Consider the following 22,236-nt stretch of genomic DNA (forward strand, 5'->3'; position numbering starts at 1 on the left):
CCCCGCGCATTACTCTGCACATCCAGCTGAAAGAGGCCGTTTATGAACAGACTGTTCGAGATGCTCGAGCGCCTGTCTCTGCGCAGTAAATTGATCATCGGCTTCGCTGCGCTGCTGATATTGATCCTGATATTGGGCGTGCAAAGCCTGCGCACGCAGTATTCGCTAAGAACTGAAATGCAGCAGTTGTACCAACAGGATCTGGTAGGTATCCAGCATGTGCAGGAGGTTCGGGTGCAGTTGCCGCATCTGTTGCTCGCCATGCAACGTGCAATCGCGACCAACAACGCAGACATCCGTATCAGCGCCAGAGCCCAGCTGGATGTCGCCCAGGCGCGACTCCACGAAGCGCTGGAGCAGGTTCGTCCAACGCTGCGCAGGCAGAGCAGCATCAGCAGCCTGCTGGAATTCGAAATGGTATTAAAGCGTCTGCAAAAAGACGGCGATGAGGCGCTGGAGCTGGCCGGCAAGGGTTCCTTGGGGCAGGCCTTGATGTTGCTCAACAGTAAGGATTTTCTTGCGCTGGAACAGGGCGGCGACGGGCTGCTCAACAAGATCGAGAAAAACAAGGAAGCCGACATCCACGATACAGCGAAGAACCTGGCGGAGTACGCAGAGCGAAGTACTGCGATTACGTCCATCTTGCTGCTGGGTGGGTCGACGCTGGCCTTGCTGTTGACCTGGCTGGTCAGTTATTCCATTCGCGTGCCGTTGAATCGCGTCCGCGTGGCGGTGGACGAATTGGCGTCCGGCAAGCTGGACGGTCACATCCCGCACACCGATCTTCGCAACGAAACCGGCGACCTGGCGCGTGCCATCGCCACGCTGCAGCTGGAAGCTTGTCAGCTTGAGCGCCAGCGCTGGATCAAAAACCACACGTCGCTCCTGCAAGTGGATCTGCAACAGGCGGAGACGCCGCAGCAGTTGGCCCAGGCTTTTTTCAGCCACATCGCGCCGCAGTTGGGCATGTGCCAGGGAGCGCTTTACGTTCTCTATGAAGGCGCGGCACGCCTGCGCCTGGTTGGCGGTTATGCGGTGGACAGTGTTCACCCGCTACCCGCTGAACTTGATCTCGGTGAAGGGTTGCTTGGCCAGTGCGCACTGGATCGCCAGCCCCGCCAGCTTCAGGATCTACCGGAACCGTTTTGGCATGTACGCACGCCATTGGGCGCAGCCCCGGCCAGCGTCCTGTTGGTTCAGCCCGTGATGCGTGGCGAACGCCTGCTCGGGGTGATGGAAATGGCCGGTTTTCGCCAACTGGAAGAGAACGAAGCGCTGCTGCTGCAAGAAGTCCTGCCCCGGCTGGCCGGCGCCATGGCCATTATGGAACGCAGTGAGGCAGCTCAGGCGCTGCTCTTGGAAACTCGCCGTCAGGCAGACGAAATGGGCGCGCAGGCTTTGCAACTGGAGCACCAGGCCAGCGAGCTGGAGGCCCAGCAGGCCGCATTGCGCGCCACCGAAGCCTGGTACCGCGGCATCATCGAGGCAGCACCGGACGGCATGCTGGTGCTGGGCGCCGACGGTCGCATCCTGATGACCAACCCGCAAATGGATACCCTGTTTGGCTACGCCCCCGGCGAGCTGATTGGCGCCAGCATCGAGCGTCTGGTACCGCAGGCTGCCCGCGAGCGCCATGTCAGGTTACGCGACGGCTTCATTGCCAGCGGCGGAACCCGGCAGATGGGCGGCGATCTTGACGATCTGAGCGGCGTACGCAAAGACGGCAGTTTGTTCTCCGTGGAAATCGGCCTTTCCCATCTACCGCGTCTGGAGGGGCGTGGTGTCTGTGTGTGCGCCTCGGTGCGCGATGTCAGTGAGCGCAGGGCGATGGAAGCCAGGCTGCGCACGGCCAGTGATCGTCTGAATCTGGCGCAGGAGTCCGGTGACATCGGGCTGTTCGACGTCGACCTGGTCAGTGGCACAAATTATTGGACCCCCCAACTCGAAACCCTGTTTGGTCTGGAGCCAGGCGGCTTCGGCGGTACGCTGGCGCACTGGAAGGCACTGGTGCATCCCGACGATCTGGCGCGGGTCAGCAGCACGTTCGAGAGTGCCGTCCAGAGTGGCGATGATCGCGCCGAGTTCGACTTCCGGATTGTGCGTAAAAACGATGGGCAGGTGCGCACGTTCCGGTCGCTGAATCGCTTCTCACGCACGCCTGACGGCAAGCCATTGCGCGCAACCGGCATCAACATCGATGTAACCGCACTGGCAGAGGCAAGGGCTGCGGCCGAGGAGGCCACGCAGGCCAAGAGCGAGTTTCTCGCCAACATGAGCCATGAGATCCGAACACCGATGAACGCCATCATCGGCATGAGCCACCTGGCGCTGCGTACCGAACTGGATAAACGCCAGCGCAACTACATTGAAAAAGTCCACCGATCAGCGGAGAACCTGCTGGGAATCATCAACGACATTCTCGACTTCTCAAAGATCGAAGCCGGCAGGATGAGTCTCGAACAGATCCCGTTCCGTCTGGAAGATGTGCTCGACAGCTTCGCTGCCATGATCGGCTTGAAGACCGAGGACAAGGGTCTGGAGTTGTTGTTTCAGATTCCGCCTGACCTGCCCACGGCACTGCTGGGCGACCCCCTGCGACTGGGGCAAGTGCTGATCAACCTCGGCAACAACGCGGCCAAGTTCACCGAACACGGTGACATCGTGGTCGGCGTTGAAGAAGTTGCTTCTCACAACGAACACGTGCAACTGCATTTCTGGGTGCGCGACACGGGCATCGGCATGACCGTCGAGCAGTGTTCACGTCTGTTCCAGTCGTTCAGTCAGGCTGACAGTTCGATCACTCGCAAGTACGGGGGCACCGGGCTGGGATTGTCCATCTCGAAGAAGCTGGTGGAGCTGATGGCCGGTCGTATCTGGGTTGAAAGCCAACCGGGAGTCGGCTCCACGTTTCACTTCCAGGTCCAACTCGGCGTACAGCAAAATGTTCCGCCGCGTCGTATGTTCAAGGCTGCCGAGCTGTTGGGCATGCGCGTGCTTGTCGTGGATGACAACGCCAGTGCCCGTGAAATCCTTTCGGGCATGGCGCGCAGCTTTGGTCTGGAAGTGGATGTCGCGCAGAGCGGTAGTCTGGCGCTGCGCATGTTGGCCGACGCCGAGCACAAGGTGCTGCCTTACGATCTGGTCTTGATGGACTGGCGGATGCCCGGCATGGATGGCATGGAAGCTGTGAGCAGAATGCATTCCGCCAGCCTGATGCGCACGCCATCGGTGATCATGGTGACCGCTTTTGGCCGCGAAGAAGCCCGCGAAGAAGCCGAGCGCCAGGGCATCCAGTTGCCGGTGGTACTGACCAAACCTGTCACGCCGTCCTCGTTACTTGAAGCCATCGGTGTCGTGCTGGGCAGAGACACCCACAGCGATACTCGGGCTGGCGAACGCTCCCTGCACAATGCCAACACCGTCGCCAGCCTCAATGGAGCGCGACTGCTTCTGGTCGAAGACAACGATCTGAATCAGGAACTGGCCAGCGAGCTACTGGAGAGTGTCGGAATACGCTTGCGACTCGCCACGCACGGCCAAGAGGCCCTGGATATTCTCGGCGAGGATGACGACTTCGATGGCGTGCTGATGGATTGCCAGATGCCGGTGATGGATGGCTACACAGCCACCCGGAAAATTCGTCAGCAACCGCGCTTCCGCACTCTGCCAGTGATCGCCATGACCGCCAACGCCATGGACGGTGACCGCGAGCGCGCGCTCGAATGCGGTATGAACGACCATATCTCCAAGCCACTCAATGTCGAAACCATGTTCGCCACAATGGCAAAATGGATCAAGCCACGAGCCGCTCAAGCTTCGCTGAACGCAGGTTTGGTCGATGGATTGCCAGATCGTCTTGAGGGCATTGACCTGGCGGCGGGACTCGCCACCTGCATGGGGCGGCGGGATCTCTACTTACGTCTGCTCTGCAAGTTTCGCGACACTCAGACAGATTTTTCCGAGCAATTCCAGGCCGCACGAATCGATCCGGATTCTGCTGCTGCCGCACGACTGGCGCACAGCTTGCGCGGCACCGCCGGCAACATCGGCGCCAAGGCCGTGGCGCAGGCCAGCACGTTGTTAGAACAGGCCTGTCAGGACGACGAGCCGGCTGAGGTCGTGCAAGCGCTAGCGATGCAGGTCGAGCATTACTTGCTCCCGACCCTGGCGAGTCTGGCGAACCTTGAGGCGGACACACTGGCTTCCACGGAGGGTGACCTGCTGGACGACGCGGCAATCAGCGAGCAACTGAACCGGCTTATTGTTCTTCTGGACGAAGGTGATACGGCGGCTGTGGACGTGCTGGCGGCCCTGCGCAACAGGCCACTCGATCGAGCGCTGGCAGAACGTCTGGCACTTGCCGCGGCGCAGGTAGAGCTGTTCGACTTTGATCGCGCCTTGAAGCTCCTTCAGTAAAATTGAGTTGGGTAAACACGTAGCCGTTTAGTTTTAATTGCAGCTGACGGCTTTTGGCCGAGAGCCGACGCCAAATGCAATCCTGATCCCTTTGTGACAGCAGCCAGAACGCCGCCACAAAGGGATTACTCATCAATCCACTGGCACAACTTTATCCAGCGCTTGATTTACCGCCAATTCGCCCAGCATTACCACTTGCGCAATGCCCTGAAGGGTCTTGCGCGCTGGGCCTTCCACCATTCCGATCACGTTGCCCAACATCACCGAAGCAGAGCCTAGCGATTCACTGGCATTGACCAGTAATTCTTCTGTCGCAGTTTTCGGGTTGGCCTGGAACATTGTGCTGGGTCGGTACGGCGTGGCCATTATCCGGTCGGCCGGTTTGAGGTAGTGGTCGAGGGCGCGTTCGGCGGCTTCGTGGAATTTCTTTGAGTCGGGTGATTCGTACGGAGAGGCCGGATCTGTCTCCGGCGGGTTTGGCGTGATCTTGAACATTTCATCTTTTTCCTGTTGGGTGGCCGCCGCTCCGAGCTACTAAACAGGGGGTGGCAGCTGTACGCAGGTTAGTAGACCGGGGAAAAGAAGAAAGCCGGCGCGCCCGAGGGCGCCCTACGCACAGCCGCCATCAAGTACAGGTAAGTGAATACCTTCTAATGGACGCTTGTGCACTTTCATTTACCACGGGCTACTAAACCCGATCACTGGGAATCAGTGACGCGAACAAAGTTACCGGTGGCCCTTGAGACGCACAAGCCGGCGGATTCTGGCGTAGTCGTAGGCAATGGCGCAAGACGTTGTAGTCTTAAGCAGGTAACGCGACGTGTCTTTTAAACAACCATAAAAAACGCCTAAACACGGCTCATCAACACGCTGTTCAAAATGACATTCGTCGGTCCACTCTCCAGCTCAGGCAGTGGCGGGGAACCCTCACGACAGGGCACGCACCAACACTAGGTTACAACCCCAAAAGACGAGGAAGGATACCCATGTCAGTTCACCCGATTTTGTTCCTGGGCGGTTCCGGCGCCATTGGCCACCGTTCTGCCGAAGCGTTGCGTGCTGCTTATCCCGGCGTCCCGTTGCTGATCGGCGGCCGAGACCTGGCCAAGGCTGAGCAAGCCGCCGAGGAAATGGGCGGGGCGCAGGGCGTGGTCATTGACCCTGCTGCCGATGACCTTGGGCTGGGTGATCGCCCGGTCAGCGCCGTAGCGGTTTTCTATATGGATCATTCCCTTGCCGGGTTGCGTTTCGCGCAGAGGCGACGGGTGCCGCACCTGAGCATTTCTTCCGGCATTTTCGAGATAGCGCCGCAAATCGCGAGCTACATCCATCGCCCTGAGGCGGCGCCCATCGTGTTGGGTTATGAGTGGATGGTAGGCGCGACGACTGTGGCGGTGTTGCACCTTGCCGAGGCCTTTGCCCGGGTGCGCGATATTCGTATCGATGCGTTGGTCGACGAGCAGGATGGCGGCGGGCCGACCGTGGCTAAGGATTTCGAACACCTGAACAAGATGCTGCCCGCCGCCCTGACTCGGCGCGAGGGTGATTACCTCTGGCGCGAAGGGGCGGACAAGAACGTCAGCTTCCGAGCGCTGGACGGCACGCCGATGCAAGCCAGCGGCTTCTCGTCCATCGATGTCACCGGGCTGGCGGCGGCCACCGATGCGCCGAATGTTCAGTTCAATCTCGCCAGCGGAGTGAGTTCATCGCGGCGCGCCGGTCGGCCGATGTCGACCGAGATTCTTATCGAACTGCTGGGTGAGGATCATCAAGGGCGCCCGTTGCACACCCGGCATGCTCTCGTTCACCCGGCAGGCGCTGCAGCGTTGACGGGTCTGAGCGTCGCCATGCTGCTGGAGCGATTGCTTGGGCTGGATGGTCAGCCGCCGACTCCGGCAGGTCTTTACTTTCCTTATCAGTTGCTTGACGCCGGTGCATATCTGCAGCGTCTGAGTGAAGAGGGTGGTGAACTACTGGAACTGCGAGTGCAGTAACCGTTCTGCGCAGCACCGCCGACCTGCCGCTCATTCAGGTCGACGGTGATGCGCATTCACTCAACGGTTGAAACGTAAAACCGTTTTGGTGCGCCTGAACGACTCACCGAATTATTCCGAGAGCAACTTTTTACAGTCCAATAGCACGTCACCCAGGAATGGATGGATTTCCGTCGACTCCATTAAAACCAGCAACTCGGTGGCTCGTGTCCTGATGGGCATCCATTCTGCGTGATCAAAGATCAGGCGATCATTACAGTGAAATGCAGCCTCAGTAAGGCTATTGCATCGCTCCCAAATGTCTGCCACAAAAAAGCATCAGGATGATAGCAAATAGATGGCGCTCCTCTTACGCTAGGTCTTCCGTTAGTCAGCCAGTAATCAGGTGCAGTCACCGTGCGTCAGGTCCTCGGCTTATACACCCCGGGCCATTTGCTTTGCTCGCTCGGGGGATGAAAATCGCCTCTTAATCAAATCCTTAATGTTGCCTACAAGAACCCGATATGAAAAAGCTAAGTAACGATTTCAGCGGAGCACTCCGAACGTTCGCATACTTCATGGCCAGTGGAAGCCACTACATGCTCAAGGACGTGAAGTACCTCGATATGTATGGCTCAGAGCCCAGTGCGATTGAACAGGTCTTTGCGATATTTGCGAATGTCATAGAGATGGACGACGAAGGCAATGTCCTCAATTTCACTCACGCTCAAAAAAGGGCGACTGACTACCTACGGTCATACTGCGATCGGTCTTTCGAAGTAAAACCGCCTTTTGAGGACTGGGAAACCGAACTCTATGGGCCACCCGAAATCACGCGCTAATGTCTAGTTTACGTGCCAGCCCGAGACATCCGCGGGATGCCCGGGTTTGTATCCGCCAAGCGTCGGCGTGGCGCTTTAGGACCCTCACGGCGACTGCCAAATCCCATCATTCAGCGTATTACCGATCTGTTTGAACATGACTAAGCCTCCGTCCAGTCCACCGTCGCCGTTTCGCGCCATTTCACCTCGGTGATGCCGAACCGCTCGGCTTGGGGTTTGGAGATGACTTTCAACGGAGGCTTGCCGGGTTTTGGAATCGGCGCAATGCCGGCGTCGCAACTCGCCCAATGCCATGCGTCAGCGTTGCGCATGGTTTTTGCGCGGATGACGAATGACTTTGGCTGGCCGTGAAGTTTGTATTCGATGACGAAGATGTCGACGTTACTCATGCGCTCCTCCTTACGCTCATACGCAAATGAGTTTTGCCGACGAAAAAAATTCAAAGGATTTTCGGGGGTTCGTTTCAGGCCGCTGGTAGGTGTTTTGCTTTGAACGGTTGGAACCGGCGGCAGCCTAACGATCAAGTACTTACCAGGCAGGCAGAGGACGAAAAATCCCCACGATTTCAACTCCGGAGGTTAGCGGTGAACAAGACCATCAGCGCCAGGGATTTGAACATTCAGCTTAAGCACAACGATGACGGTGGCTTGTTCAAATGGCTGCTCGCGAGCTTCTTGATGGGCAAGCGGATACAGGCTGAAATCGCCGCCGAAGCGTATCGGGTGATTGCCGATAAACACGGGCGCGATACGCCGCGCAAACTGGCTGCGTGCAGCCATCGTGAACTGGTCGCGATGCTAGGGGAGGCGCATTACGTGCGTTACGACGAAACCACTGCCGTGCGGCTGCACGCCTTGGCACGCAAGCTTAACGACGAGTACGCGGGCAAGGTCAGCCATATGATCGAGGCAAGCCCTGATCGCCAGGCATTCGAGAAGCGACTGGCGGAGTTCGATGGCATCGGCCCGAAGACCGTGGAAATCTTCATGCGCGAAGCCAGCGCTGTAATCAGCCTTTGATCGCGGGCCGTAAAAAAACGGTCACCGCCCGCGTCGTGCAAAGCCTATTTGACTCGACGGCCAGAACAATTGATCGCCAACAAGCACAGCCCTACCAGCAATGCCGCGCCTGCAACCAACAGCGCAGAAGGTTGCATCGGCTGGCGGTCGGCTGTTGTATGCCGCTGCGATATCGTCAGAGGTCGGGTTTTAACGGTCACTTCGTCAAACGTCTGCAATGGTGAAACGGCTTCTGCCGGAAACGGCATTTCCTCGATGCTCAGACGCAACCCATCCGCCAGTTCCAGTGTCCGCGCGGTAATCGTGCCAACGATTCTGCCCGGATAAACCGGCTCGCCATTGGGATCGAGTTGGTCATACAGGAAATTCTGTCCTTCAAGCCAGCCGACGGCCGTCTGCAACTCGGGGCCCAGGTAATACTTGCCATCGAGGAAAAATCCAGGAAATTGCGGCGCGCGCTCGACGCTTTCAATGCAGTAACGCTCACCCGGTTTCATACCGGTTTCAGGGGCAATCATGGTCAATCCCTCCACTGTAGGTTCAGTGGTAGAGAACAAGGATCGACCGTCGTTCCATGTAAAGGAGGAAAGGTAGCGGTTGTCCCGGAACGGACCTGTAACAGGCGAAAACAACTTCGCCCGACCAAGGCCGGGCGAAGCGGTGTGGCGCTAGCTCAATCAGTAATCCCAGATCGCCGGAATCCAGCGGAACGCCTCGCCATTGACGGCAACGCGGCCGACCGACGGGAAGGGCAGATGTGTGGCGACAAACAGTTCGCCACTGGCCGCTGCTTCCTGCAGCAGGCGCACGCGTACGCGCACCGCTTCATCAGGATCGTGCTCGAAGCCGTTGTGCCAGTCCGGATGGTCGAAGGCAACCGGGAACAGGGCGTCGCCGGCGAAAGTCAGGCGTTCGGCGCCGGAGGTCACGTAGACCACGCAGTGGCCCGGGGTGTGGCCGCCAGTGAGTTTTGCGACCACGCCGGGGGCGACTTCGAACGCGTCCTCGAAGATATGCAGTTTGCTTTGGTATTGCTGGATGAAGGCGTTGGCGGTGGACCGCAGCACGTCCGGCACAGGCGCGGGCATGTCGGTGCTGGTGAAGTCCGGCGAGGTCCAGAAGTCGACTTCGGTGGCGGTGACGTGGATGCGCACGTCGTCGTGCAGACGATTTTTTACCGTCTCGACGAGTAAGCCGCCGATGTGGTCCATGTGCATGTGCGTGATGACAATATCGGTGACGTCCGCGAGGTCGATCCCGGCCGCCGCGAGGCGTTTGGGAAACTGCCCGGCGCGAGGGAAACCGGGAAATTGTCCGCCGAGGCCGGCGTCGACGAGGATGACCTGCTCGCCGCTGCGCACCACCAGGACATTGAGTGCCCAGTCGAACGCGTCGGGACCCAGATACATCTCTTTGAACCACGCAGCGCGCTCGGCGGGATCGGCGTTGGTCGACATGGTTTGGGTCGGCAGCGGCAGGACGCCGTCGCTGATTACCATCACGTCGATGTTGCCGAGGCGCAGCCCGTAGCGCGATGGCACCAGCTCTTCGGTCGGGGTTTGCAGGGTGGCGTTGTGGGCGGTGAAGGAATCCAGATGCATGGTCATGGTGTTCTCCTTTTTATCAGGCAAGACATCGGTTCTTGGACAATTGGGGCGAGATCAGGCCACCGGAATCATCGGGTCGGCAGCGGCGAGGGCGGTGCGACGGTCAGCGGCCGGCGGGTAGATCCACACACTGTTGATTTGCGTCTTCAGTTCCTTGGCTTCGGCTTTCACCAGCTTCAGTTGGCGATCCCAGCCTTCGGTGTACACCGCGCCCCAAGCACCCAAATCGAGGCACGTCACGTACTTCGGCTGACGGTAGGTGGTCGGCGTCACGCCAAGCAGATCAGCAATGGCGTTGTTGCCGGCATGACGACCAAGGCTGATCGCGTGCTGGCAGGACATCACCGAGATATTGCCGACGTCGTCGGTGGCAGCACGGGCGACATCGCCGGCGGCGAACACGTGCTCAAGACCTTGCACTTTGAGATTGCCGTCGACGTGCAGACGCCCTTGGCCATCGCGTTCGGCATTGAGCTGTTCGGTCAGTGGACTGGCGCGGAAACCCACGGTCCAGATCACGGTATTGCTCTCGATGTGGCGACCGTCGGCGAGGGTGACGCCGTTGGCATCCACGGCGGCGACCGTGGCGTCGATGATCCACTCGATGCCCAGTTCTTTTGACGCTTCGATGATGGACGGACGGATGCCGTCGCCCATGGTCGCGGCGATGTCTTTGCTGCGATCAACGATGATCACTCGAATGTCTTGCAGCTCGCCGAGAATGGCGCGCAGACGGTTCGGCATTTCGGTCGCGGTTTCGATACCGGTGAAGCCACCACCGGCGATGACCACGGTGTTGCGCGCGGCGGTGGCCGGTTGGCTGGCCAGCGCGTGCAGGTGGCGCTCCAGGCGTGCCGCCGACTCGATCTGGTCGACGTCGAACGCATTCTCTTTCAGGCCCGGCACCGGCGGACGCGCCAGTTGACTGCCGCTGGCCAGCACCAGACGATCGTAAGTCAGCTCACCCGGGCGACCGGCCTCATCGCGATAACCGACACGGCGTGCCTGGCTGTCAATGCTCTCGGCGGTGCCTTTGACGAAACGCACACCCACGGCAGCGAGCAGCGCATCCAGCGGCGCGTACATGCTGTGGACATCGGGTTCGTAGAAGCGCGGACGGATGCGCAGTTCGGCTTGCGGGGCGAGCAGTGTGATCTCCACATCGTGGCGGTCATGCATATCCAGCAAACGCGCGGCGCTCAACGTGCTCCACAGCCCGCCGAACCCCGCACCGATCACCAATAATTGCTGTTTCATAATGTGCTCCCTGATGCTGATGGATGGATAACCCGAGTTTTTTCCGACACTGGCGTGATGATCACTGGCCGCCGCAAACTGCTTGCCGTACTGCATGGCGTTTAATCGTCCGCTGTCGAAATCAATGCTATGGCGTGGGCGCTGCGGGCGCAGTTGTCCATCGGTGTGTGCGGATTACGCATGGGTCGAAGGGCGGTATACGAAGGTATCGAACACGCTACAGAGGACGGTTCAGGGCAAAGTCGATGTGGTTGAGAAGGGTGTCGGGCGGGAAGGGTTTGGGCAGACAAGCGATGACGCCGGGCGCGCGGGTGTGGAATTCTTCGGGATGGGCGGTGACGAAAATCACCGGAATGCGCCAGCCTTGTGCGCGTAATGCTTCGTGCAGTTGCGGGCCGCTCATGCCAGGCATCTGGATATCGGAGATCAGGCAGTGTGTCTGCGCCGGGCTTTTTGACTCAAGGAATGCCTGCGCGCCCGGATAGGTGAACACCTGATAACCGAAGGCGCGAAGCAAACCTGCGAGTGCATCGCGAATGGCCTCGTCGTCGTCAACCACCGCAATGACAACCTTATGCTGCATAGGGCTCCCTGGCCGGACGGGCACATATCGCGACTCCTGTCGTTCTTGCACCATACGCCCTCAGCACCGGCGCAAAACTATACCTAGGTATAGTCCGTGGAGACTTTTTGAGCGTCAGCGGTTTTCGGCATCAACCTTCGCGGCTGAAGCGGCTGCGGTAGTCGCGCGGTGAAATCGACAGGTGACGCTGGAAGCAGGCGCGCAGCCGCTCTTCATCACCGAAGCCGCTAAGACGCGCAACCTTGTCGATGGTGTGCGCCGAGTTCTCCAGCATGCGCCTGGCCGCTTCGAGGCGGAACAGTTCAATGGCTTTGGACGGCGTGCGCCCGGTGCTCTGTTTGTAGACGCGGGTGAAATTGCGCAGGCTCATTTTCGCCTGTTCGGCGAGTCGCTCTACAGTCAACTTCGGATCGTCCAGGTGATCGATCAGCCACAAGTGCAACGGGTCGAACTGCGGGCTGTCCTGCACCTGCGCTTGCAGCAATGTGCTGTATTGCGCCTGACCACCGGGGCGCTTGAGGTACACCACTAGCTCGCGGGCAACCTGCAACGCCACCTCGCGGCCGTAATCGGCCTCGACCAGCGCTAAGGCCAGATCGATACCGGCCGTGACCCCCGCCGAGGTCCAGACCTTGCCCTGCTGGATGAAGATCGCATCGGCATCCACGTCGATCGCCGGGAAGCGCTCGCGCAGGTTGTCGCACATGGCCCAGTGCGTGGCGGTGCGGCAGCCGTCGAGCAAACCGGACTGGGCCAGCAGGAAAGCGCCGCTGCACACCGACACCACTCGCCTCGCGACAGGGGCATTACGCCGCAACCACGCGGTAAGTTCGGCGTGCTCGTCGAGGGTCTGGCAGATATCGGGTGCGCCGGGTACGACGAGGGTGTGCAGCGCGGCAATGTCCAATTCGCGCAGCGCTCGGGTGTCCACGGCCAAACCTTCAACGGTATTGACCAAACCACCCTCAAGGCTGGCGGTGTGCAACTGATAACCGGGTTGGCATCTTTCGGCCAAGGCTTTGCTCGCGGCCCAGAACACCGTTTGCGCGCCACTGAGGTCGAGCAGGCTCATTCGCGGGTAGGCAATAAACACCACGTCGCGCGGTTCGGGCGTAGCGGTGAAGGGAATGCTGGACATTGAAATCCTGCCTGTTCAAACGGCTGAAGAAGGAGGGGAAAGGGCATGGCCGATTTTCAGGGGTTTCTGGCCTGTCGGCAATGCGCGTCGACTGCTAGCCTGCTGCGCGACCGTTTGGCTGGCCTCTGGCTGCGTTCGCCATCATGGACTAGATTTATTCACCTGCACATCGCACACGTTGCGATCTCGCCGAGGACTCACGATGACCCTGTGGTCGCATTCCAGCCCCAGCGCAGCCCCGTCCGTGCTGAGGGAACCGGTGGTTTATGTGGTCGACGACGACACCTCCATGCGTCAGGCCCTCGACGGTTTGCTGCGTTCGATCGGCCTGCAGGTGCAGACCTTTGAAACGTCCCGAGACTTCCTCGCTTCGGCCAAACGCGACGTGCCCGGTTGTCTGGTGCTCGATGTGCGTTTGCGCGGTGAAAGTGGCCTGACCTTTCAGGAGCAAATGGAAAAAAACGGCCTGCGCATTCCCGTCGTGTTCATGACCGGTCACGGCGATATCGCCATGAGCGTGAAGGCGATGAAGGCCGGCGCGGTGGATTTCCTGGCCAAGCCTTTTCGTGATCAGGACATGCTCGATGCGGTGGCCAGTGCTTTGGCCCGCGACAGTGCGCGACTGCTCGCCGAACAATCCGGCGCGGCGTTGCGTCAAGCCTACGAAACATTGACGGCACGTGAGCGCGAAGTGCTCGGTTTCGTCATTGGCGGGCTGATGAACAAGCAGATCGCCGCGCAACTCCACCTCAGCGAAGTAACGGTGAAAGTCCATCGCGGGCAGGTCATGAGGAAACTCGCTGCACGTTCGGTCGCCGATCTGGTGCGTATTGCCGAATCGCTGGGCATCGAGCCGGCGCTGCGGACAAGCTGAACCGAGCTTCAGCGCGTGACAGAAACCCCTTTGACGGTGTCGACTCCGATGGCCAGCAAACAACAGATTTTGTGGGACGACGGCGAGCGGGTGTTCTCCCGCAAACGAGGACAGGGGGAGAGCGCCAGCGTGCTGATAGTGCGTCCGGCAATCGCTCAGCCTTTGCCCGCAACCCTCGACCGGCTGGCGCATGAATACGGCCTCAAAGACGCTCTGCACAATGAATGGGCGCTGCAACCGCAAGCCCTTGAACGCGCGGGCGGAACCACGCACTTGTTATTCGACGACCCCGGCGGCGAGCCGCTGTCGCGTCTGCTGATCACGCCGCTGGACACTGAAACCTGTCTGTTGCACGCAATCAACATAGCCGTAGCGCTTGGCCGTTTGCACCTGTGTGGGCTGGTGCACAAGGATCTCAAACCGCAGCACATCCTTGTCAACTGCCACGACGGACAAGCCCGGTTGATGGGGTTCGGTCTAGCCTCGCGACTGCCGCGCGAACGTCAGGCCCCCGCGCCGCCAGAAACCATTGCCGGGACCCTGGCCTACATGGCGCCGGAACAAACCGGTCGAATGAATCGTTCGATCGATTCGCGCAGCGATTTGTATGCCTTTGGTGTGACGCTGTACCAGATGCTTACCGGCTCGCTGCCGTTCAACGCCAACGACCCGATGGAGTGGGTGCATTGCCACATTGCGCGGCAACCGATGCCTGCATGCGAACGCGTGGCCACGGTGCCGTTGATGCTCTCGCGGGTTGTCATGAAACTGCTCGCCAAGACCGCCGAAGCGCGCTACCAAACCGCCGCCGGCGTCGAACATGACTTGCGTCGTTGTCTGGACGACTGGCGTCGGGCGCGGCGGATCGATGTGTTCACGTTGAACGAGCAGGGCGCGATCGATCGCTTGCTGATCCCGGAAAAGCTCTACGGTCGTGAACGCGAAGTGCAAACCCTGATCGATGCTTTCGCCCAGGTGGTGCGGGCTCCTTCGCCGAAGCTGGTGCTGGTGTCCGGTTACTCCGGCATTGGTAAATCCTCGGTGGTCAGTGAACTGCACAAAGTGCTGGTGCCGTCGCGGGGATTGTTCGCCGCTGGCAAGTTCGATCAGTACAAGCGCGACATCCCCTATGCGACGCTGGTCCAGGCCTTTCAAGGATTGGTGCGAACGCTGCTGGGCAAGCGTCGCGAGGTGCTCGCTGACTGGCGCGCGGCGTTGTTGCAGGCACTGTCACCGAATGCACGGTTGATGACCGAGCTGATCCCGGAACTCAAGTTGATTATCGGTGAACCGCCAGCGGTGCCGGAGCTTGAACCGCAGCAGGCGCAGCAGCGCTTCATGGCGGTGTTGCAGCGTTTCATCGGCGTGTTTGCTCGGCCGGAACATCCGTTGACGCTGTTTCTCGATGATCTGCAATGGCTCGACGCAGCGACCCTCGATCTGCTCGAAGATCTGCTGACCCGCTCGGAGCTTGGGCATTTGCTGCTGGTGGGCGCGTACCGCAATAACGAGGTCGATGCCGACCACCCGCTCAGCGGCAAACTCAAAATGCTGCGTAATGGCGGCGTGCATATCGACGAGATCTGCCTGACCTCGCTGGCCAGCGTGCACATCGAGCAACTGATCGCAGAATCCCTGCGCTGCCCACCCGCGAGCATCGTTGCCCTGGCGCGCCTGGTGCTGGAAAAGACCGGCGGCAATCCGTTTTTCGTCATCCAGTTTCTTCACGCGTTGGCCGAAGAACAGCTGCTGATCTACGACCACCAATTCAACCGTTGGCGCTGGGATCTGGCACTCATCAACGCCAAGGGCTACACCGATAACGTGGTCGATCTGATGGTTGGCAAACTGGCGCGTCTGCCGTTGGACACGCGTCAGGCCCTGCAACAATTGGCCTGCCTGGGCAACGTAGCGCGCATTGATACGCTGGCCACCGTGCTTGACCTGCCGACGGCGCGGGTGCACGCGGCGCTGTGGCCGGCGGTGCGCCAGGAACTGGTGGAGTTTCACGACGGTACTTGTGCGTTTGTCCATGACCGTATCCACGAGGCGGCATACTCACTAACTGCGGAAACCGAACGTGCGCAAACTCATCTGCGCATCGGCCGTTTGCTCGCCCTGCAGACGCCAGCGGAGGGGCGTGAAGACGCGATCTTCGAAATCGTCGGGCAACTCAATCGCGGCGCCAGTCTGATCAGCGCGCGGGCCGAACGCGAACAGCTGGCCGAATTCAACCTGCTCGCAGGTCAGCGTGCCAAGGCTTCGACCGCTTACACCTCAGCATTGAGCTACTTGGGCACGGGTGCGGCGTTGCTCGGCGAGCACGGTGATGACCGTCGCCATGAACTGGGGTTTGCTCTGGAGCTGAACCGCGCCGAGTGCGAATTTCTCACTGGGCAACTGGCACTGGCCGATGCGCGCCTGACTGCACTGGCCGAGCGCGTCGAGACCACGGTAGAGCGGGCGGCAGTCACCTGTTTGTTGATGGATGTCTGCCTGCTGCTCGACCGCAGTGACCGCGCGGTGAATGTGTGCCTGACGTATTTACGTCAGGTCGGCATCGACTGGACGGCGCATCCGGACGATCAGCAGGTGCGCGCCGAATACCAACAGATCTGGAGGCAACTGGGTGAGCGCAGCATCGAGCAGTTGATCGACCTGCCACTGATGGAGGATCCGGCCACGCTGGTGACACTGGAAGCGTTGAGCAAACTGCTGGCCCCGGCGTTGCAGTCCGATGCGAACCTCGCCTGCCTGACCATATGCAAAGCCGTTAACCTGAGCCTGGAGCACGGTAATTGCGACGCCTCCTGCATGCTCTACGCCAATGTTGTGCGGGTTGCCGGGCGGCGCTTCGGCGATTATGCCAGCGGTTACCGCTTTGGCCGCTTGGGCTGCGATCTGGTCGACCGCCGTGGCCTTGCGCAATACGAAGCGCGTACCTACCTGTGCTTTTCGATCTTCGTGGTGCGCTGGATGCGCCCGGTGCGCGAGTGCCGCGAATTGCTGCGGCGTGCGCTCAGCGCCGGCAACCGCACCGGCGATTTGCCCTATGCAGCCTACGCTGGCAATAGCCTGATTTCCGACTTGCTGTTCATTGGCGAGCCGCTGGCGGAAGTGCAGGTGCAGGCTGAAACGGGTCTGGCTTACTCGCAAAGAATCCGCTTCGGTCTGGTGATCAGTTTCATGAGTTGCCAACGGGCACTGATCCGCATGTTGCGAGGGCAGACCCCGGTGTTTGGCAGTTTCAATGATGAAGAATTCGATGAGACACGCTTTGAGGCGAACCTCGCTGCTCCGGACCTGGCCTTGGCTCGGGGCAAGTACTGGGTGCGCAAGTTGCAGGCGCGTTATCTGGCCGGGGATTACGCAGCGGCCGCCGATTGCGCGGCGCAGGCCCGGGAACTGTTGTGGGTGATCTCCTCGTTTTTTGAAGAGGCCGAATTTCACTTTTACGCAGCGTTAACGTTGGCTGCCCACGGCGAAGCCGATACCGACCGATTGCAACGCTTGGGCGAGCACCACGATCAACTGCAAACCTGGGCGCAACAGTGTGCGGAAACCTTCGCCAGTCAGACGGCGCTGGTCGCAGCCGAAATCGCTCGGGTCACCGGGCAGTTGATCGAAGCCGAGATGCTGTACGAGCAAGCGATTCAGTTGGCCAGGGACAACGGCTTTGTGCATGTCGAAGCCTTGGCCAACGAACTCGCAGCGCGGTTCTACAGTGCCCGTGGTCTGAGCAAAATCGCCCGCCTGTACCTGCAAGATGCGCGCTACGGTTACTTGCGCTGGGGGGCTGAGGGCAAGGTGCGGCAACTGGAGCTACAGCACCGCTATCTGCGCAATGAAGATACGGCGCCCGGTCCGACTGCGACCATCGCCACCCCGGTCGAGCATCTGGATCTGGCCACGGTTCTCAAGGTGTCCCAGGCCGTTTCAGGCGAGATCGTGCTGGATCGACTTGTCGAAATGGTCATGCGCACCGCTATCGAACAGGCTGGCGCCGAGCATGGCCGGCTGATTCTGATCGAAGGCGAGGCGCCGTATATCGCCGCGAAAACCAGTGTCGGTGACGACAGCGCGCTGCTTTGCCATGAGCCGGTAAGTTCATCGATGCTGGCCGAATCGGTGCTCTACCAGACCCTGCGCACCGGTGAAAATCTGTGTCTGGACGATGCCGTCGCCGATCCGGCATTTGCCGCTGATCTGTACATTCATCAACGCGGCGCTCGCTCGATCCTGTGCCTGCCGTTGATGAATCAGGGCCGGATTGCCGGGGCGCTGTACCTGGAGAACAATCTATCTGCGGGTGTGTTCAGTCCGGCGCGCATTGCCGTATTGCGATTGGTGGCTTCGCAGGCGGCGATCTCGCTGGACAACGCGCGGCTGTATCGAGACGTCGCCGAGCGCGAGGCGAGGATTCGCCGGTTGGTCGACGCCAATATCATCGGCATCATCGTCTGGAGTGTCGACGGTGAAATCATTGAGGCCAACGACGCGTTCCTGCGCATGGTCGGTTACGAGCGCGACGATCTGCTGTCAGGCAGGGTGCATTGGCGCGACATGACACCGCCGCCACTGCGCATGAAAAGTGAAGTCGCGCTGGCGACGGCAATCCGCACCGGGCGCGCCCAGCCGTTCGAGAAGGAATACATCCGCAAGGACGGCACTCGCCTGCCGGTGATCGTCGGTCTGGCCGCATTCGAAGCCAGTCAGCAGCAGGGCGTGGCCTTCGTGCTTGACCTGAGCGAACGCAAACAGGCCGAAGAGCAAGTGCGCGAAGGCGAGCGCCGATATCGCCAGGTACAAGCGGAACTGGCCCACGCTAATCGCGTGGCGACCATGGGCCAGTTGGCAGCGTCCATTGCCCATGAAGTCAACCAGCCAATCGCCGCCACCGTGATCAATGCCAACGCGGCGTTGCGCTGGCTCGGCGCGCAACCGCCGAACACCGATGAAGTTGAACAGGGCCTCAGACGCATCATCAACGACGGTAACCGCGCGGCCGACGTGCTCGGACGTATCCGCGCATTGATCCGCAAAACACCGCCGCAACGACATCCGGTGGACCTCAACGCGGTAGTGGGCGAGATGGTCGGGTTTACCCGGGGTGAAGCGGCCCGCTATGGCGCGGCGGTCACCACGCGCCTTGTCAACGATTTGCCTGCCGTGCTGGTTGACCGCGTCGAGCTGCAACAGGTGCTGCTCAATCTGATCATCAACGGTCTGGAGGCCATGGCGGTGATCGAGGAGGGCGAGCGTCGGTTAATCATTGTCAGCGAGTCTGTCGGGAAAGACGTGCGGATTGTCGTAAGCGACTCGGGACCGGGATTTGCCTGCGATCAGGTGGAGGAGGTTTTCACCGCGTTCTACACCACCAAAGTCACCGGGTTGGGGATGGGGTTGTCGATCTGCCGGTCGATCATCGAAGCCCATGACGGTCACTTGTGGGCGGAGGCGAACTCGCCGTGTGGGGCGCGTGTGGTGTTTACGTTGCCGGGGTGTGCGGGGAGGTGAGGGCGAGATGAGGGTATCTGTCGTCAGATACTGGGTGACTTATCGGTATTCATTGCGACCGATTGGTTTCGATATGTCGATATCAGACACAACCATGACGCAATCAGGCTACTGAATCATCTGACAGGCCGGGTAAGGTGACGCGTCTTCACATCAAAATAATCCCATCCAGATCATGGGGTTGATAAGAACTGCGGCGGTTGAAGGGGCTTCTTTCGGGGGGCTCGGCAGGCAACGACCGTGCTCGATTGCCTTGGTCAACTCGCTAGAATGTCGTTCAGCAGAGAATAAAAAAACCAATGATCAGCCCGAACTCAACGGATTCGAGTAGCCAATTGGCGCAGGGCTTCAAGCCTCGTCACGTCACTATGTTGTCCATTGCCGGGATTATCGGCGCCGGATTGTTCGTAGGTTCAGGACATGCCATTGCGGCGGCGGGGCCGGCGGTTCTGCTGGCTTATCTGTTCTCCGGTTTGCTCGTTGTGCTGGTCATGCGCATGCTCGGTGAGATGGCGGTGGCTAACCCCGACACTGGCTCGTTCTCGACCTATGCCGATCAAGCCATCGGACGCTGGGCCGGCTTCACCATCGGTTGGCTCTACTGGTGGTTCTGGGTTCTGGTGATTCCTATCGAAGCGCTCGCCGCCGGGCATGTGTTGAACCAATGGTTTCCGCAGGTCGATGCCTGGCTGTTCGCGTTGGGCTCGATCATTGCGTTGGTGGTGACCAACCTGTTCAGCGTGTCCAAGTACGGTGAATTCGAGTTCTGGTTCGCCATGGCCAAGGTCGTGGCGATCATCGGTTTTATCGGCGTCGGTTTTGCCGTGTTGATGGGCTGGGTGCCGGATCGCGACGTCAGCGGATTGAGTGGGTTGATGGCCGAGCACGGTGGGTTTGCGCCCAACGGTCTGTCGGCGGTGGTCGGTGCGTTCATCACCATCATGTTCAGCTTCATCGGTACCGAAGCGGTGACCATCGCCGCCGCCGAATCCAACGACCCGTCGCGAAACATTGCCAAGGCCACGCGTTCGGTGATCTGGCGTATCGGCGTGTTTTACCTGCTGTCGATCTTCGTGGTGATCTCCGTGGTGCCCTGGAATGATCCGTTGCTGGCCTCGGTCGGCTCTTATCAGCGCGCTCTGGAAATCATGAACATTCCCCACGCCAAGTTCATGGTCGACGTGGTCGTGCTGATCGCCGTGGCCAGTTGCATGAACTCCTCGATCTACATTGCCTCGCGCATGCTGTACTCGCTGGGCCGTCGTGGCGATGCGCCGAAAATCCTCAAGGCGACTTCCTCGGCAGGCGTACCCCGCGCGGCCGTTATTGCCAGCACCGTGCTGGGGGCGTTGATCACGGTGTGGAGCTATTTCATGCCCGCCGGGCTGTTTCAATTCCTGCTGGCCAGCTCCGGCGCGATTGCCTTGCTGGTGTACTTGGCAATCGCGGTGTCGCAGTTGCGCATGCGGCGGATTTTGCGCCAGCGCAATGTCGAGCTGACCTTTCGCATGTGGTTGTTTCCATGGCTGACGTGGCTGGTGATCGTGTTCATCTGCGCCGCGCTGGCGGTGATGATGATCACCCCGCAACACCGCACCGAGGTCACTACAACCATCGGACTGGCACTGGCGATTTCCTTTATCGGCCTGGTGACGTCGCGTCATCCTGCGCCAGCGGCGAGGGTCACGTCAGCGGGGTAGGCGTTTGCGCCGAACCTGATACGCCCTTCGCGAATGTCGAGGGGCATGACAAGCGCCTGTGTCTCAGACCGACTCTTACGAGGACATGATGTCATCGACCCCCTCCGTGGCCGACGCGACAACCCAATGCGTGGGTTTTCTGCTGCTGGACAAGTTCACCCTCATGTCGCTGGCGTCCGCCGTCGAGCCCTTGCGCATGGCCAATCAACTGACGGGCCGGACGCTGTATCGCTGGCATACCTACAGCCCCGGTGGCGCCCCGGTCTGGGCCAGCGACGGCGTGCCGATCACCCCGGATGGTGCCTGGAGCAATCCCTGCGTGGCGGACACCGTCATCGTCTGCGGTGGCGTCGGCATCCAGAGCGTGATAACCCGCGAACACACAACCTGGCTGCAAGCGCTGGCGCGTCAATCGAAATGCTTGGGCGGGGTGTGCACCGGTAGCTGGGCGCTGGCCAAAGCCGGGCTGCTCGATGGCTACGAATGCAGCGTGCACTGGGAATTTCTCGCGGCCATGCAGGAAGCTTTCCCGCGCGTCAGCGTCAGCACCAGCCTGTTCACCCTCGACCGCAACCGCTTCACCAGCTCCGGCGGGACTGCGCCGCTGGACATGATGCTGCACCTGATTGCCCGCGATCATGGCCGTGAACTGTCCGCTGCCATTTCCGAGATGTTTGTCTACGAGCGCATCCGCAACGAGCAGGACCATCAGCGCGTGCCGCTCAAGCACGTGGTCGGTACGCATCAGCCCAAGCTGCAGGAAGTGGTCGCGTTAATGGAGGCCAATCTTGAGGAACCGATTGATCTCGATAACCTCGCTGAATACGTCGATCTGTCACGGCGACAGCTGGAGCGGCTGTTTCAGAAATACCTGCAATGCACGCCGTCGCGCTACTACTTGAGGTTGCGGCTGATTCGGGCGCGACAGCTGCTCAAGCAAACATCGCTGTCGATCGTTGAGCTGGCATATGTCTGCGGTTTCGTTTCCACTCCGCATTTTTCCAAATGCTATCGCGAGCACTTTGGTGTGCCACCGAGTGACGAGCGATCTGGTTCTGAAATGAGCCGTAAACCGGTAACGCAGCCGTCAATGATCAAGCCGCTGACGACGCTTGATCAGGCACGTAATGAATCGACGTTTGCCAGTGTTCGAATGATGGCTAGTACGGATCTGGCGTCGACCGGCTGATCGCTCGGGACGGGTTATCACTGCAGATTCCGCATCCGTATAGTTCTTGCTCCATCAGGCGATTGCCCAAATCCTCCTGTTCAGGTCAATGAAGCCGGTGAGTCACCGGCACGAGGAGGGA

15 protein-coding genes are annotated in these 22,236 nt (G+C 60.0%); 8 read left to right on the plus strand and 7 right to left on the minus strand.

Going from position 1 to position 22,236, the window contains the following annotated elements; all coding sequences use genetic code 11:
* Nucleotides 1-42 precede the first annotated feature (42 nt).
* Nucleotides 43-4,416, plus strand: coding sequence for a response regulator (locus CLU80_RS26910; protein WP_099758933.1), 4,374 nt, complete (start codon nt 43-45; stop codon nt 4,414-4,416).
* Nucleotides 4,417-4,548: 132 nt separating this feature from the next.
* Here CLU80_RS26910 and CLU80_RS26915 read toward each other — a convergent pair whose 3' ends face one another.
* Entirely contained in the window at nt 4,549-4,911 is a 363-nt protein-coding gene (locus tag CLU80_RS26915) for a DUF6124 family protein (protein ID WP_093433341.1), read from the minus strand.
* 491 nt (nt 4,912-5,402) lie between these two features.
* Between CLU80_RS26915 and CLU80_RS26920 the strand changes: the two genes are divergently transcribed.
* Both CLU80_RS26920 and CLU80_RS26925 read left to right on the plus strand, forming a co-directional pair.
* Nucleotides 5,403-6,410 carry a Rossmann-fold NAD(P)-binding domain-containing protein gene (locus CLU80_RS26920; protein WP_099758934.1) on the plus strand — a complete coding sequence of 336 codons (1,008 nt, stop codon included), beginning with the start codon at nt 5,403-5,405 and terminating at the stop codon, nt 6,408-6,410.
* A gap of 503 nt (nt 6,411-6,913) precedes the next feature.
* Nucleotides 6,914-7,231 carry a DUF7677 family protein gene (locus CLU80_RS26925; protein ID WP_099758935.1) on the plus strand — a complete coding sequence of 106 codons (318 nt, stop codon included), beginning with the start codon at nt 6,914-6,916 and terminating at the stop codon, nt 7,229-7,231.
* Between the two features lie 140 nt (nt 7,232-7,371).
* Here CLU80_RS26925 and CLU80_RS26930 read toward each other — a convergent pair whose 3' ends face one another.
* Nucleotides 7,372-7,620 carry a DUF6555 family protein gene (locus CLU80_RS26930; RefSeq protein WP_077572547.1) on the minus strand — a complete coding sequence of 83 codons (249 nt, stop codon included), beginning with the start codon at nt 7,618-7,620 and terminating at the stop codon, nt 7,372-7,374.
* Between the two features lie 195 nt (nt 7,621-7,815).
* Between CLU80_RS26930 and CLU80_RS26935 the strand changes: the two genes are divergently transcribed.
* Complete coding sequence (locus CLU80_RS26935; protein ID WP_099758936.1) at nt 7,816-8,250, plus strand: HhH-GDP family DNA glycosylase; 435 nt, start codon at nt 7,816-7,818, stop codon at nt 8,248-8,250.
* 44 nt (nt 8,251-8,294) lie between these two features.
* Here the strand turns inward: CLU80_RS26935 and CLU80_RS26940 are convergent, their stop codons facing one another.
* The 5 genes from CLU80_RS26940 to CLU80_RS26960 form a co-directional block, all read right to left on the minus strand.
* Nucleotides 8,295-8,768 (minus strand): short chain dehydrogenase, encoded by a 474-nt coding sequence (locus CLU80_RS26940; RefSeq protein ID WP_099758937.1) that lies wholly within the window; start codon nt 8,766-8,768, stop codon nt 8,295-8,297.
* Between the two features lie 159 nt (nt 8,769-8,927).
* A complete protein-coding gene (locus tag CLU80_RS26945; protein WP_099758938.1) occupies nt 8,928-9,857 on the minus strand; it encodes an MBL fold metallo-hydrolase in 930 nt (309 codons plus the stop codon).
* A 54-nt stretch (nt 9,858-9,911) separates the two neighbouring features.
* On the minus strand, nt 9,912-11,114 hold the full coding sequence (locus CLU80_RS26950; protein ID WP_093433598.1) for an NAD(P)/FAD-dependent oxidoreductase: 1,203 nt from the start codon (nt 11,112-11,114) through the stop codon (nt 9,912-9,914).
* 217 nt (nt 11,115-11,331) lie between these two features.
* Complete coding sequence (locus CLU80_RS26955) at nt 11,332-11,697, minus strand: response regulator transcription factor (RefSeq protein WP_093433326.1); 366 nt, start codon at nt 11,695-11,697, stop codon at nt 11,332-11,334.
* Nucleotides 11,698-11,827: 130 nt separating this feature from the next.
* Nucleotides 11,828-12,835, minus strand: a complete 1,008-nt coding sequence (locus CLU80_RS26960) for a GlxA family transcriptional regulator (RefSeq protein ID WP_093433323.1) — start codon at nt 12,833-12,835, stop codon at nt 11,828-11,830.
* Nucleotides 12,836-13,037: 202 nt separating this feature from the next.
* On the opposite strand from CLU80_RS26960, the gene CLU80_RS26965 reads away from it, so the two are divergent.
* The 4 genes from CLU80_RS26965 (at nt 13,038) to gbdR (ending at nt 22,115) form a co-directional block, all read left to right on the plus strand.
* A complete protein-coding gene (locus CLU80_RS26965) occupies nt 13,038-13,709 on the plus strand; it encodes a response regulator transcription factor (RefSeq protein WP_099758939.1) in 672 nt (223 codons plus the stop codon).
* A gap of 48 nt (nt 13,710-13,757) precedes the next feature.
* Nucleotides 13,758-19,226: a trifunctional serine/threonine-protein kinase/ATP-binding protein/sensor histidine kinase gene (locus tag CLU80_RS26970; protein ID WP_099758940.1), complete on the plus strand. Its 5,469-nt coding sequence runs from the start codon at nt 13,758-13,760 to the stop codon at nt 19,224-19,226.
* A 299-nt stretch (nt 19,227-19,525) separates the two neighbouring features.
* The gene (gene gabP, locus CLU80_RS26975) at nt 19,526-20,926 is read left to right on the plus strand and encodes a GABA permease (protein WP_099758941.1); all 1,401 of its coding nucleotides are present in this window, start codon (nt 19,526-19,528) and stop codon (nt 20,924-20,926) included.
* A gap of 88 nt (nt 20,927-21,014) precedes the next feature.
* Nucleotides 21,015-22,115, plus strand: a complete 1,101-nt coding sequence (gbdR, locus tag CLU80_RS26980; RefSeq protein ID WP_099758942.1) for a choline metabolism transcriptional regulator GbdR — start codon at nt 21,015-21,017, stop codon at nt 22,113-22,115.
* Nucleotides 22,116-22,236 lie beyond the last annotated feature (121 nt).

Origin of the sequence: Pseudomonas sp. 29 (assembly GCF_002754355.1) — a bacterium.
Taxonomy (GTDB): domain Bacteria; phylum Pseudomonadota; class Gammaproteobacteria; order Pseudomonadales; family Pseudomonadaceae; genus Aquipseudomonas; species Aquipseudomonas neuropathica.